Source organism: Kitasatospora sp. NPDC088264 (assembly GCF_040685715.1).
GTDB lineage: Bacteria > Actinomycetota > Actinomycetes > Streptomycetales > Streptomycetaceae > Kitasatospora.
In genome coordinates this window covers 122886-135741 of the sequence record NZ_JBFBIR010000005.1, presented here as the reverse complement: position 1 = coordinate 135741, position 12856 = coordinate 122886, and the positions used below count along the sequence as shown (strand labels likewise).

Genomic DNA, 12856 nt, shown 5'->3' with positions numbered 1-12856 from the left:
TGACCTCGGGCCCGCCGCGCTCGTTCTCCCGGCGCCGACCGTCCCACCCCGTTCCGGAGCGCCGATGCCCAGCCGCCTGCCCTCGCTCACCGGGCTGCGCTTCTGGGCGGCCCTGCTGGTGGTGCTCTACCACTTGTCCCGCAAGGTCGGCGGGCTGCCGGTGCTCGATCCGCTCGCCTGGTACGGGCGCTCGGGGGTGACGTTCTTCTTCGTCCTGTCCGGTTTCGTCCTGGCCTGGACGTACGGCGGTTCGCCCGTCCCCGCCGGGGCGTTCGCCCGCCGCCGGTTCGCCCGGATCTGGCCGTTGCACGTGCTGAGCACCGTGCTGTCGCTGGGCGCGGACGCCGCGATCGGCACGGCGCTGCCGGTGGCGGCCGCGCTCTGGTCGCTGCTGCTGGTGCACCCGTGGGCGCAGGCGACGGTGTACGGCGGCAATCCGGCGTCCTGGTCGCTGGGCGCCGAGGCCTGGTTCTACCTGCTGTTCCCGCTGCTGCTGCGGTTGCTGGCGCCGCGCCGCCGTGCCTGGCTGCCGGTGGCGGCGGTGTGCGCGGTGCTCGGCCCGGCGCTGTGGGCGGCGGGCCCGCTGCTGCCGGCCGATCCGACGGTGCGCGGCTGGCTGCTGGACTACCTGCCGCTGGCCCGTACCCCGCAGTTCGTGCTCGGGGTGGCGGTCGGGCTGGCGGTGCGGCACGGGCTGCTCCCCCGGGTGCGGCTCGGCGTGGCGGCCGCGGCGGTGGCGGGCTGGCACCTGCTGCTGGCGCCCTGGCACGCGGCCGTCCCGGACGCGCTGTGGTGGGGCCCGTACAGCGCCTCCCAGCTGGTGCCGGCGGCCCTGTTCGCGGCGCTGCTGGTGGCGGCGGCCCAGCGGGACGCGGCCGGTGCGGCCCCCCGGCCGCCGGGCGAACGGGGACCGGCCGGACGAGGTCTGGCCGGGCGGGCAGCGGTGCGGCTCGGCGAGTGGTCCTACGCCTGGTACCTGGTGCACGAGATCGGCATCCGCTGCTGGCTCGCCGAGTTGGGGCGCCCGGCGCCCGGGGCGGCGGCGGTCGGGGTCTGGCTGCTGCTGGCCGGGGGGTCGCTGGCGGTGGCGGCGGGCCTGTACCGCTGGGTGGAGCGGCCGTGCGAGCGGCTGCTGCGCGGCTCGCCGCGCCGGCCCGGCGGGAACGCGACGGCGCCGCTGCCGGCCCGCGCGGTGCGGGTGGGTCGGCAGCGGCGCCGGGCGGCGGCCGGTCAGGCGTCGGTGGATCCGTCCAGGTTGACGTAGGCGTAGAAGACGCCGATGTCGTAGCCGTCCTTCTGGGTGTTGAAGGTGGTGGTGAGGTCGGTGTCCCCGTTGCGCAGGTACGGCGAGATGTCCCAGCGGTTGGAGTCGTAGCCGAAGTTGTTGCGGTTGTACGGGTTGCGGGCGAACTGGTCCTCCGGGGTCAGCTCCTCGATGGTGGAGTTGAAGGCGTCGTCCGGCGCGTGGTTGATGTCGGAGAACAGCGCCTCGGGCCCGTTGGTGGACTTGACCGACAGGGTGTCACCGGTCCACTTGAGGTCGCCGTCGTAGACCACCCAGCCGAGCTTGCCGTGGAGCTGACCGCTCTGCGGCGTCTGCAGCCCCGTGAGCTTGATCTGCCGCGTCGGGCTGTCCGGCAGCTCGACCTGGAAGCCGTCCCACAGGTGGATGTGCCGCATCGGCTTGCAGTCGTTCTCGTACGCGACGACGATCGTCCAGCCGCCCCAGCTGTGCGGCTTCACCACCGAGTCCATGTCGGCGACGGTGTAGGTGCCGTTGCCGGCGTTCCTGACCAGGTCGGTGATGTCGGCGGAGGCCTGGTAGCTGCTCTCCACGTCGGTGGTGATGTAGCCGATGGACGGCTGGTCGTTGGCGATGTCCCGGTACTGCTTCTCGCCCGGGACCTTGAGGTACACCTCGTCGATCTGGTTCTCCGGCAGCACGGTGTCGCCGATGCCGCGGGTGCCGCCCCAGTACAGCCGGGCGTACTTGACCTTGGAACCGTCGATCAGGCCGAGGTCGGCGGAGCTGGCGGAGTAGATCGGGTCACCGAGCGGGCCGATGGAGCCCGGGTCGATGTTGATGTACTTCATCTCGTACTTGTTGTTGATCGGCATGCTGCCGAGGCCCTTGCGGGCGTCCTCGCAGGGCGGCTGCGCCGGGTCGACCGGCGGCTTGGTCTCGTCACAGGTCATCAGCGAGTTGCTGATCCTGGTGACGGAGCCGTGGAAGTCGCCCTGGAAGCGGGTGGTGAACGGCAGCGGGTTCTCGGAGATGGTCTCGGCGCGCGGGCGCGGGTTCGACGAACCGGAGCCGGAGCCACGGGCGTCGGCGACCGGGGTGGCCAGCAGCTGGCTCGCGACGGCGGCGAGGGCGGCGCCCGCGACGACGGCCCGGCGGGCGAGCAGGCGGGCCGCGGCGGCGCGGCTGACAGCGGAGGAGGGCATGGGATCCTCTCGGGACGGAACGGACGAGCACGCCCATCGGATCACAACCGTCCGTCACAGGATCTTCACATACCGCCATTGGGGAAGCGATCCCACCCCAGCGGACGGCCCGCTGTCATCCGATCGAACGACAGCGGGCCCGGAGGTGTTTGGGAGCCTCAGGTGCTCACAGCACCTGGAGGTTCTTGCGCAGCTCGAACGGCGTCACCTCGGAGCGGTACTCCTCCCACTCCTGCCGCTTGTTGCGCAGGAAGAAGTCGAAGACGTGCTCGCCGAGGGTCTCGGCGACGAGCTCGCTGCGCTGCATCAGGTCGATCGCCTCGCCGAGGTTCTGCGGCATCGGCTGGATGCCGAGGGCGCGGCGCTCGGAGTCGGACAGCGCCCAGACGTCGTCGTCGGCGCCCGGCGGGAGCTCGTAGCCCTCCTCGATGCCCTTGAGGCCGGCCGCGAGGGTGACGGCGTAGGCGAGGTACGGGTTGCAGCCGGTGTCCAGGGAGCGGACCTCGATCCGGGTGGAGCCCTGCTTGCCGGGCTTGTACATCGGCACCCGGATCAGCGCCGAGCGGTTGTTGTGGCCCCAGCAGATGTAGGACGGGGCCTCGCCGCCGGCGCCGGCGGTGCGCTGGGAGCCGCCCCAGATCCGCTTGTAGGAGTTCACCCACTGGTTGGTGACGGCGGCGGTCTCGGCGGCGTGCTTGAGCAGGCCGGCGATGAAGGAGCGCCCGACCTTGGAGAGCTGGTACTCGGCGCCGGTCTCGTGGAAGGCGTTGCGGTCGCCCTCGAACAGCGACAGGTGGGTGTGCATGCCCGAGCCGGGGTGGTCGGAGAACGGCTTGGGCATGAAGCTGGCGTGCACGCCCTGCTCCAGCGCGACCTCCTTCATGACCAGACGGAAGGTCATGATGTTGTCGGCGGTGGACAGCGCGTCGGCGTAGCGCAGGTCGATCTCCTGCTGGCCGGGGGCGCCCTCGTGGTGGGAGAACTCCACCGAGATGCCCATCGACTCCAGCATGGTGATGGCCTGTCGGCGGAAGTCGTGGCCGACCCCGCGCGGGGTGTGGTCGAAGTAGCCGGACTGGTCGGCGGGGATCGGCGGGGTGCCGTCGCCGGGCAGGTTCTTCAGCAGGAAGAACTCGATCTCGGGGTGGGTGTAGAAGGTGAAGCCCTGGGCGGAGGCCTTCTCCAGGGTGCGCTTGAGCACGAACCGGGGGTCGGCGTAGGACGGCGAGCCGTCGGGCATCAGGATGTCGCAGAACATCCGGGCGGTACCGGGGGTCTCCGAGCGCCACGGCAGGATCTGGAAGGTGGTCGGGTCCGGCTTGGCGATCATGTCGGACTCGTAGACCCGGGCGAAGCCCTCGATCGCCGAGCCGTCGAAGCCGATGCCCTCCTCGAAGGCCTGCTCCAGTTCGGCCGGAGCCACCGCGACCGACTTCAGGAACCCGAGCACGTCGGTGAACCACAGCCGGACGAACCGGATGTCACGCTCCTCAAGCGTCCGAAGCACGAACTGCTGCTGCTTGCCCATGGGGACAGTCTCACCTCTGCTCTTTACGCTCGTGTTACGCCCGGAAGACCCCCGGACGCGACTGCCCCCATCATGGCCGATCACCGCGCGGGACGGCAGTCCGGACCCCGGTCCGACCCCCCGGGCAGCACATTGCGTCAGATCGACGATTACACTCGGAGGCATGCCCAATCTCCGTCTCGCCCTGAGCCAGATCGACCCCTGGGTCGGTGACATCGCCCGCAACAGCGATGAGGTGGTGCGCTGGACCAGGCAGGCCGTGGAGGCCGGCGCCCAGTTGGTCGCCTTCCCCGAGATGGCCCTGACCGGCTACCCCGTCGAGGACCTCGCCCTGCGCAGTTCCTTCGTCGAGGCGTCCCGGGGCGCGCTGGTCGAGCTGGCCGGGCGGCTGGCCGCCGACGGGCTGGGCGAGGTGCCGGTGGTGGTCGGCTACCTCGGGCGCTCCGAGCACGCCTCGCCGAGGTTCGGCCGCCCGGCCGGCTCCCCGCAGAACTGCGCCGCCGTGTTGCACCGGGGCGAGGTGGTGACCCGCTTCGCCAAGCACCACCTGCCCAACTACGGCGTGTTCGACGAGTACCGCTGGTTCGTCCCGGGCGAGCAGCTGCCGGTGCTGCGGCTGCACGGAGTCGACGTCGCACTGGCCATCTGCGAGGACATCTGGCAGGACGGCGGCCGGGTCACCGCGGCCCGCGAGGCCGGGGCCGGGCTGCTGCTGGTGGTCAACGGCTCGCCGTACGAGCGGAACAAGGACGACCAGCGGCTGGAGCTGGTCCGGCGCCGGGCCGCCGAGGCGGGCTGCCCGCTGGCCTACGTCAACATGGTCGGCGGCCAGGACGAGCTGGTCTTCGACGGCGACTCGATCGTGGTCGGCGCGGACGGCGAGGTGCTGGCCCGCTCCCCGCAGTTCGAGGAGCACCTGCTGGTGCTGGACCTCGACCTGCCGGCCGCCGGCGGCGACCACACCGACGGCCTGCTGCTGAGCGACGGCCTGCACCTCGTCCGCACCGAGCTGGGCGGCGAGCCGCAGGCCGCGCCCGCGGACACCCCGACCCCCGAGGTGGCGCCGCGGCTGTCCGACGAGGCGGAGATCTGGGCCGCGCTGGTCTCCGGCACCCGGGCGTACGTCACCAAGAACGGCTTCCGTTCGGTGCTGATCGGCCTCTCCGGCGGCATCGACTCGGCACTGGTGGCCGCCATCGCGGTGGACGCGATCGGCGCCGAGAACGTGTACTGCGTCTCGATGCCCAGCCGCTACTCCTCGCAGCACTCCCGGGACGACGCGGCCGAGCTGGCCCGCCGGACCGGGCTGCACTACCGCACCGTCTCCATCGCCCCGATGTTCGACGCCTACCTGGGCGCGACCGAGCTGACCGGCCTGGCCGAGGAGAACCTGCAGTCCCGGCTGCGCGGCACCCTGCTGATGGCGATCTCCAACCAGGAGGGGCACATCGTGCTCGCGCCCGGGAACAAGAGCGAGCTGGCCGTCGGCTACTCGACCCTGTACGGCGACTCGGTGGGCGCGTTCGGGCCGATCAAGGACGTCTACAAGTCGCTGGTCTTCCGGCTGGCCCACTGGCGCAACGAGGAGGCCGAGCGGCGCGGCGAGGTGCCGCCGATCCCGGAGAACACCATCTCCAAGCCGCCGTCCGCCGAACTGCGGCCGGACCAGAAGGACAGCGACTCGCTGCCCGACTACGACCTGCTGGACAGCGTGCTGGCCCGCTACATCGAGGGCGACGAGGGGCGGGACGCGATCGTCGCGGCCGGCTTCGACCCGGCCGTGGTGGACCGGGTGGTCCGGCTGGTCGACACCGCCGAGTACAAGCGGCGGCAGTACCCGCCGGGCCCCAAGATCTCGGTCAAGAACTTCGGCCGGGACCGCCGCCTGCCGATCACCAACCGCTGGCGGCGGGGCTGACCTAGCTAGTTGAACCGGTAGGTGGCGGCCACCGCGAGGTGGTCGCTGCCGTCCCGGGGCAGGGTGCGGGAGTCGACCGGCGCGAGGCCGCCCTTGCTCATGATCTGGTCGATCCGGGCCATCGGGAAGGACGCCGGCCAGCTGAAGCCGAAGCCGTCCCCGGCGGCGCCCTGGGCCGAGCGCATCTGCGAGGTGACCGGCGCCAGGCTGCGGTCGTTCATGGTGCCGTTGAGGTCGCCGAGCAGCAGCACCTTCTTCACCGGCTCGGCCTGGATCGCGTCGCCGAGCGCCTGCGCGCTGACGTCCCGCTGGTCGACGGTGAAGCCGCCCTCGGCCTTCAGCCGCACCGACGGCAGGTGCGCGACGTACACCGCGACCGGGCCCTGCGGGGTGGCGACCTGGGCCCGGAACGCCCTGGTCCAGCCCATCTTGAGGTCCACCGGCGAGACTCCGCTGATCGGGTACTTCGACCAGAGGCCGACCGTCCCCTCCACCTCGTGGTACGGGTACGCCTCGGCGAGCCCGCTCTCGTAGTCGCGCAGCGGCTTGCCGGCCAGTTCCTGGAGGGCGACGATCTGGGCGCCGGAGGCCACCAGGCCGCGGACGGTGCCCGGCACGTCGGGGTTGGCGGCGGCGACGTTGTGGCTGACCACCGTCCAGTCGCCAGTGCCGCCGCTCTTGTCGCTGAGCAGGCCGCCGAACAGGTTGAGCCAGATCGCGACGGGCAGCAGCAGCGCGATCAGCGCGGTGGCGGAGCGGCGCAGCAGCGCGGGGACCAGCAGCACCGGGACGGCCAGGCCGATCCAGGGCAGGAAGGTCTCCAGCAGGCTGCCGAGGTTGCCGGCGCTGTTGGGGACGTCGGCGTGGAGGGCCATCAGCAGGGCGGTGAGCACGGCCAGCACCGCGACCGCCAGGCCGCGCCGCCAGGTGGTGGCGCCGCGGCCGTCCCGGCCCCAGTGCCGCAGGCCCAGGAACCCTCCGGGACGGCCCGCGGGGGCCGGGGCGCCCGCCTCGCCCCAGGGCCCGGCCGTGCTCCGGTCGGTCCTGTCCGCCTGCGTCATCCGTGGCTCCCGTTGTTCGTGCCGTCGCCGGTCCGGTGTCCGGCCCGTGCGGTACGGGCGGGTGCCGGACTGGTGCCGGTTTGATCGGATACCCGGCTCAGCCTATGCCGGGACAGACGCGGGGCCGTCGGAGCGGGTTCCGGCGTGGCCCGGTTTGGTGAGCCAGGCCACGCCGGACGCAGGTCGGTGCAGGTCGGTGCAGGTCGGTGCAGGTCGGACGCAGGTCGGTGCAGGTCGGTGCAGGTCGCTGCGGGTACGGGACCGGGGCGCGGGAGCGCGTTCAGCCGCGGGAGCCGGAGGCCGCGTGCGGCGCCAGGCCTTCGAGCAGCGAGTCGACCATCCGGCGGGCCAGGTCCGGGTCCTCCAGGTCGGAGTCGTCCCAGAGGATGCTGCGGTACAGGATCGGGCCCATCAGCATGTCGCCGAGCAGCTCGACGTCGAGGTCGGACCGCAGCACGCCCTCGTCCATGGCGCGGCGGATCAGGGTGAGCCCCGCCTCCCGGCGCGGCTTGATCACCCGGTCGCGGTACGCGCTGTACAGGTCGGGCAGGCCCTGCATCTGGCCGAGGGCGGCCTTGAGCACCCAGCGGGAGCGCTTGGCGAGGCCGCGCCGGCGCATGTAGTCGATCATCTCGATCAGGTGGTCCCGGGCGGTGCCGTCGGTCGGCGCGGGCATCGGGACTTCCAGCCGGCTGACCACGTCGACCAGCAGGGCCTCCTTGTTGGGCCAGCGCCGGTAGATGGTGGCCTTGCCGACGCCGGCCGCGGCGGCGATGCCCTCGATGGTGAGTTCGGACAGCGCGGTGCCGCCGGCCATCAGGTCCTCGACGGCGGCGAAGATGGCCTGCTCGGCGGCCTCGCTGCGCGGGCGGCCGCGGCGTACGGCGGCGCAGGGCTGTCCGGCCCCGGCGGCCGGGGTGTCCGTCTTCATCCCCGCTGTACTCCCTCGCTGTCCGCGTGGCGCACGGGCGCCGTTCCGTTTCCGATGGTGGTCCGTGGACCGGGCCGGGTGGCGGCCGCCGTCCTGGACCTCGGCCCTGCCGCCCGGGGGTTCACCCGGGTGACAGGGCCATTGTCGCTCAGTGCGGTCGAGGGTCAGGCGTCCGCGGCCACGGCCTTGCGACTCTGGTCGGGCTGCTCGGCGGCCTTCCCGGCCGGGCCGCCGGGGGCAGCCGACCGGCGCGGCAGCAGGAACCAGGCGATCAGCGCACCGACCACCGTGATGCCCGCGGAGAGCGAGGCCACCACGTGCATGGCGCTGACGAAGGCGTCGTCGGCCGGGCCGATCAGCGCGGCGCCCTTGGGGCCCATCCGCTCGGCGATGGCCAGGGTGGCCTCCAGCGACTCGCCGGCCTTGCCGCGCAGGTCGTCGGGCAGCTGGTTGAGCGTGTCGGTCATGCCGTCGCGGTAGACGGTGGAGAGCACCGCGCCGAGCACGGCGACGCCGAGCGAGCCGCCGACCTGGCGGAAGGTGTTGTTGACGGCCGAGCCCGCGCCGGCCTTCTCGCGGGGCAGCGAGGCCATGATCGCGACGGTGACCGGCGGCATGACGTGCGCCATGCCGGTACCCATCAACAGGCCGAGCACGATCAGCACCCAGATCGGCGTGTCGACGCCCAGCAGGGTGTAGCCGACGAAGCCGACCGCGATCAGCAGCATGCCGACGGCGGCGGTGGCGGCGACGCCGAAGCGGTCGACCACCAGCCGGGCCCGCGGCGCGAACAGCAGCTGGGCGACGGCCAGCGGCAGCATCAGCAGGCCGGCCTGGAGCGCGCTGTAGCCGCGCACGCTCTGGATGTAGAAGACGCCGAAGAAGGAGACACCCATCAGCGCGAAGAAGACCACGCCGACGACCACGACGGAGGCGCTGAACACCTTGTTGCGGAACCACGTGACGTCCAGCGCGGGGAAGCGGGTGCGGCCCTCGAACCAGACGAAGGCGGCCAGCGCCAGCACGCCGACCAGCGTCGGCACCCAGGCCTCGGCGGCGGTGAAGTCGGCCAGCTCGCCGCCCTTGATGATGCCGTAGATCAGCGCGACCAGGCCGATGATCGACAGCAGCACGCCTATCGGGTCGAGCTTGCCGGGGTTCGGGTCCTTGGACTCGGGCACCAGGACGATCATCGCGATCACCGCGACGATCACGATCGGGACGTTGACCAGGAAGACCGAGCCCCACCAGAAGTGCTCGATCAGCAGGCCGCCGGTGATCGGGCCGATGGCGATGGCCAGGCCGACCGCGCCGGCCCAGATGCCGATCGCCTTGGGCTGCTCGGAGCGCTCGAACACGTTCATGATGATGGCCAGCGTGGCGGGCATCGCGAGCGCGGCGCCGACGCCCATCAGGGCGCGGTAGCCCACGAGTTCACCGGGCGAGGCGGCCAGCGCGGAGAGCAGCGAGGCGATGCCGAAGACCACCATGCCGCCGAGCAGCGCGCGCTTGCGGCCGAAGCGGTCGCCGAGCAGGCCGGAGGTGAAGAGCAGCCCGGCGAACACCAGGGTGTAGGAGTTGATCGACCACTCCAGGTCGCTCTGGCTGGCGCCGAGGCCGACCGGCGCGGGGGTCGCGATGGTCTTCATCGCGACGTTGAGGATCGAGTTGTCGAGGACGACGACGAGCAGGGCGAGCACCAGGGTGCAGAGGATCGCCCAGCGTCGGCGGTGGATGGCTTCCGGCACGCGGGGTGGCGCGGCTGCGGTGGTCATTGGTCTTCCCGTCCGTGGTGGTGTGGCACTGGCGGGCAATTCCGAGCCATGGTCGTCTCGTAACCCCCCGGCACCAGGGTAGCGGCCATTACGATACGAGACGACTCCGTTTCGTAAAAACGCGGCAAAGCCCGGGGCCGCCCGCGCTCGCCGGTGTGCCGCAGATCGCACCCGACCGCCCGCACGCCCCTTTGCGCGCACGCCGGGGCGTGCAAGCATGGAGGTGATCCGGGGACGCCGCACGGCGCCACGAGACGACAACCCTTCAGGAGTCCGTTCGATGAACGCTTCTTCGCCTTCGCCTGCCCAGAACCAGGCGGCGACCGCCACCCTCTACGGCGGGGTCACCAACCGCCGCATCACCGTCCGCGACCTCGCCACCGCCAAACAGCGCGGCGAGAAGTGGTCGATGCTCACCGCCTACGACGCCCTCACCGCCGGGGTGTTCGACGAGGCCGGCATCCCCGTCCTGCTGGTCGGCGACTCCGCCGGCAACTGCCACCTCGGCTACGAGACCACCGTGCCGGTGACCATGGATCAGATGGTGATGCTCTCCGCCGCCGTCGTCCGCGGCACCAAGCGCGCGATGATCGTCGCCGACCTGCCGTTCGGCTCCTACCAGGAGTCCCCCGCGCAGGCCATGCGCAACGCGGCCCGGCTGATGAAGGAGGCCGGGGTCGGCGCGGTCAAGCTGGAGGGCGGGGAGCGCAGCGCCCGCTCGATCGAGCTGCTGGTCGAGGCCGGCGTCCCGGTGATGGCGCACATCGGCCTCACCCCGCAGTCCGTGCACGCCTTCGGCGGCTACCCCGTCCAGGGCCGCGGCGACGAGGCGGCGCACCAGCTGCTGCGCGACGCCAAGGCCGTCCAGCAGTCGGGCGCCTTCGCGGTCGTACTGGAGGCGGTGCCGGCCGAGCTGGCCGCCCAGGTCACCGAGCAGCTGACCATCCCGACCGTCGGCATCGGCGGCGGGCCCGACACCGACGCCCAGGTCCTGGTCTGGACCGACATGGCCGGCATGACGGCGGGCCGGGTGCCCAAGTTCGTCAAGCAGTACGCCGACCTGCGGACCGTCCTCGGCGACGCCGCCCGCGCCTTCGCCGAGGACGTCCGCGGCGGCGCCTTCCCGGCGGCGGAGCACAGCTTCCGCTAGGGCGTGAACCGCCGACGGCCCCGCTCCCCCGCCCGGGAGCGGGGCCGCTGCCGTGTGCCCGCTCCCCCGGTGACAGCGGTCTGACAGCGCAGCGCCGGGCCCGCCCCCTCATGACAGCCCGCTGACAGCCGGGCCGGACAACCTAGGGGCATGACACGAATCGCCACCGCCCCGAACGACCGGGGGACCGCCGCGGGCAACGCCGTCGAGGTCCGCGGCATCGTCAAGCACTACGGCACCACCAAGGCCCTCGACGGGGTCGACCTCACCGTCCGCGAGGGCACCGTGCTCGGCGTGCTCGGCCCCAACGGCGCCGGCAAGACCACCCTGGTCCGGGTCCTCTCCACCCTGATCAAGCCCGACGCCGGCACCGCGTTCGTCGGCGGCTACGACGTCCTGCGCCAGCCCAAGCAGCTGCGCCGCACCATCGGCCTCACCGGGCAGTACGCCTCCGTCGACGAGCTCCTCTCCGGGTACGAGAACCTCTACCTGATCGGCCGGCTGCTCGACCTCCCCAGCCGCGAGGCCAAGGCCCGGGCCGCCGAACTGCTGGAGCGCTTCTCGCTCACCGAGGCCGCCAAGCGGACCGCCAAGACCTACTCCGGCGGCATGCGCCGCCGCCTCGACCTGGCCGCCAGCATGATCGGCCGCCCCAAGGTGCTCTACCTGGACGAACCCACCACCGGCCTCGACCCGCGCACCCGCAACGAGGTCTGGGACGAGGTCCAGCGGATGGTCGCCGAGGGCAGCACCGTGCTGCTCACCACCCAGTACATGGAGGAGGCGGAGCAGCTCGCCGACGAGCTGACCGTCATCGACCGCGGCCGGGTGATCGCCAACGGCGGCGTGGCCGAGCTCAAGGCCAAGGTCGGCGGCCAGACCCTCCAGATCCGCGCCGTCCACCCGGCCGAGCTGCCCGAGATGGCCCGCTGCCTGCACGACCGCGGCATCACCAGCGCCACCGTCTCCACCGACACCGGGCTGCTCGCGGTGCCGATCACCAACGACGAGCAGCTGACCGCCGTCATCGGGGTGCTCGGCGGCCGCGGCTTCGCGATAGCCGGCATCGACACCAAGGTGCCCAGCCTCGACGAGGTCTTCCTCGCCATCACCGGCAAGCCCGCCGACACCGCGGACGCCGCCCCCAGCCTCGCCAAGGAGCCCGTCGCATGACCACCGCCACCGTCGCCCCCACCCGGGTGGAGGACCCCCGGATCGGCCTGTCCGGCACCTTCCGCCACGTCGGCGCACTGACCCGGCGCAACCTGATGCGGATCAAGGCCGACCCGGAGTCGATGTTCGACGCCGTGCTGATGCCGGTCATCTTCACGGTGCTGTTCGTCTACGTCTTCGGCGGCGCCGTCTCCGGCAACCAGGACTCCTACAAGCAGTACATGATCCCCGGCCTGCTCGGGCAGACCGGCCTCACCCTCGCGATGGCCGTCGGCACCGGCCTGAACAGCGACTTCCAGACCGGCGTGATGGACCGCTTCCGGACCCTGCCGATCGGCCGGGCCTCCGTCCTGCTCTCCAAGATGGCCGCCGAGACCTGCCGGGCGCTGCTCTCCTTCGTGATCCTGATCGGCTTCGCGATGTGCATCGGCTTCGAGGTGAAGACCGGTCCGCTGGAGGTCGTGGCCGCGGTCGGCCTGTCGCTGGTGTTCGGCATGTCGATCGTCTGGGTCTCGATGCTGCTGGGCATGGCGCTGCGCAGCGCCCAGGCCGTCCAGGGCGTGGCCATGCTGGTCCTGATGCCGATGCAGTTCGGCAGCTCGATCTTCGCGCCGACCGACACCATGCCGGGCTGGCTCCAGGCCTTCACCAAGGTCAACCCGCTGTCGGCGCTCGCCGACGCCTCCCGCTCCCTGCTCAACGGCCAGGGGCCGCTGGCCCACCCGGTGATGGTCGTGCTGATCTGGTCGGTGGCCACCACCGCGATCTTCGCGCCGCTCGCCGTCGCCCGCTTCCGCAAGCGGACCTGAGAACGGCCGCCGACCCTCCGCGGGGGAGGGCCGGGGGGCGACCGACCGGCACCAGGGGACGGG

Annotated in this window: 10 protein-coding genes; 5 read left to right on the top strand and 5 right to left on the bottom strand. The window is 72.1% G+C overall.

Annotated features, from left to right (window positions below; translation table 11 throughout):
* Positions 1-64 precede the first annotated feature (64 nt).
* On the top strand, positions 65-1264 hold the full coding sequence (locus AB0O82_RS06775; protein WP_363580880.1) for an acyltransferase: 1200 nt from the start codon (positions 65-67) through the stop codon (positions 1262-1264).
* Here the strand turns inward: AB0O82_RS06775 and AB0O82_RS06770 are convergent.
* Positions 1231-2448: a hypothetical protein gene (locus AB0O82_RS06770; RefSeq protein WP_363580878.1), complete on the bottom strand. Its 1218-nt coding sequence runs from the start codon at positions 2446-2448 to the stop codon at positions 1231-1233. The genes AB0O82_RS06775 and AB0O82_RS06770 overlap by 34 nt on opposite strands.
* Before the next feature lie 166 nt (positions 2449-2614).
* Positions 2615-3976 carry a type I glutamate--ammonia ligase gene (gene glnA / locus AB0O82_RS06765; protein ID WP_363580876.1) on the bottom strand — a complete coding sequence of 454 codons (1362 nt, stop codon included), beginning with the start codon at positions 3974-3976 and terminating at the stop codon, positions 2615-2617.
* A gap of 163 nt (positions 3977-4139) precedes the next feature.
* Here glnA and AB0O82_RS06760 point away from each other — a divergent pair, with 163 nt between their 5' ends.
* Positions 4140-5894, top strand: coding sequence for an NAD+ synthase (locus tag AB0O82_RS06760; protein ID WP_363580874.1), 1755 nt, complete (start codon positions 4140-4142; stop codon positions 5892-5894).
* 5 nt (positions 5895-5899) lie between these two features.
* On the opposite strand, the gene AB0O82_RS06755 is transcribed toward AB0O82_RS06760, so the two are convergent.
* From AB0O82_RS06755 to AB0O82_RS06745, 3 genes are all read right to left on the bottom strand, one after another.
* Entirely contained in the window at positions 5900-6769 is an 870-nt protein-coding gene (locus tag AB0O82_RS06755; protein WP_363580978.1) for an endonuclease/exonuclease/phosphatase family protein, read from the bottom strand.
* Positions 6770-7235: 466 nt separating this feature from the next.
* Positions 7236-7886 carry a TetR/AcrR family transcriptional regulator gene (locus AB0O82_RS06750; protein WP_363580872.1) on the bottom strand — a complete coding sequence of 217 codons (651 nt, stop codon included), beginning with the start codon at positions 7884-7886 and terminating at the stop codon, positions 7236-7238.
* A 164-nt stretch (positions 7887-8050) separates the two neighbouring features.
* The gene (locus tag AB0O82_RS06745) at positions 8051-9661 is read right to left on the bottom strand and encodes an MFS transporter (RefSeq protein ID WP_363580870.1); all 1611 of its coding nucleotides are present in this window, start codon (positions 9659-9661) and stop codon (positions 8051-8053) included.
* A gap of 280 nt (positions 9662-9941) precedes the next feature.
* Here AB0O82_RS06745 and panB point away from each other — a divergent pair, with 280 nt between their 5' ends.
* From panB to AB0O82_RS06730, 3 genes are all read left to right on the top strand, one after another.
* Positions 9942-10811: a 3-methyl-2-oxobutanoate hydroxymethyltransferase gene (gene panB, locus AB0O82_RS06740; RefSeq protein ID WP_363580868.1), complete on the top strand. Its 870-nt coding sequence runs from the start codon at positions 9942-9944 to the stop codon at positions 10809-10811.
* 150 nt (positions 10812-10961) lie between these two features.
* Positions 10962-11984, top strand: a complete 1023-nt coding sequence (locus tag AB0O82_RS06735; protein WP_363580866.1) for an ATP-binding cassette domain-containing protein — start codon at positions 10962-10964, stop codon at positions 11982-11984.
* Entirely contained in the window at positions 11981-12793 is an 813-nt protein-coding gene (locus tag AB0O82_RS06730) for an ABC transporter permease (protein WP_363580864.1), read from the top strand. The genes AB0O82_RS06735 and AB0O82_RS06730 overlap by 4 nt, the downstream gene beginning before the upstream one ends.
* Positions 12794-12856: the final 63 nt, after the last annotated feature.

What these genes read in the sequence shown, in the direction of transcription:
- AB0O82_RS06775 (WP_363580880.1), top strand. Translation starts at nt 65, where the DNA reads ATGCCCAGCCGCCTGCCCTCGCTCACCGGGCTGCGCTTCTGGGCGGCC.
- AB0O82_RS06770 (WP_363580878.1), bottom strand. Translation starts at nt 2,448, where the DNA reads ATGCCCTCCTCCGCTGTCAGCCGCGCCGCCGCGGCCCGCCTGCTCGCC.
- glnA (WP_363580876.1), bottom strand. Translation starts at nt 3,976, where the DNA reads ATGGGCAAGCAGCAGCAGTTCGTGCTTCGGACGCTTGAGGAGCGTGAC.
- AB0O82_RS06760 (WP_363580874.1), top strand. Translation starts at nt 4,140, where the DNA reads ATGCCCAATCTCCGTCTCGCCCTGAGCCAGATCGACCCCTGGGTCGGT.
- AB0O82_RS06755 (WP_363580978.1), bottom strand. Translation starts at nt 6,769, where the DNA reads ATGGCCCTCCACGCCGACGTCCCCAACAGCGCCGGCAACCTCGGCAGC.
- AB0O82_RS06750 (WP_363580872.1), bottom strand. Translation starts at nt 7,886, where the DNA reads ATGAAGACGGACACCCCGGCCGCCGGGGCCGGACAGCCCTGCGCCGCC.
- AB0O82_RS06745 (WP_363580870.1), bottom strand. Translation starts at nt 9,661, where the DNA reads ATGACCACCGCAGCCGCGCCACCCCGCGTGCCGGAAGCCATCCACCGC.
- panB (WP_363580868.1), top strand. Translation starts at nt 9,942, where the DNA reads ATGAACGCTTCTTCGCCTTCGCCTGCCCAGAACCAGGCGGCGACCGCC.
- AB0O82_RS06735 (WP_363580866.1), top strand. Translation starts at nt 10,962, where the DNA reads ATGACACGAATCGCCACCGCCCCGAACGACCGGGGGACCGCCGCGGGC.
- AB0O82_RS06730 (WP_363580864.1), top strand. Translation starts at nt 11,981, where the DNA reads ATGACCACCGCCACCGTCGCCCCCACCCGGGTGGAGGACCCCCGGATC.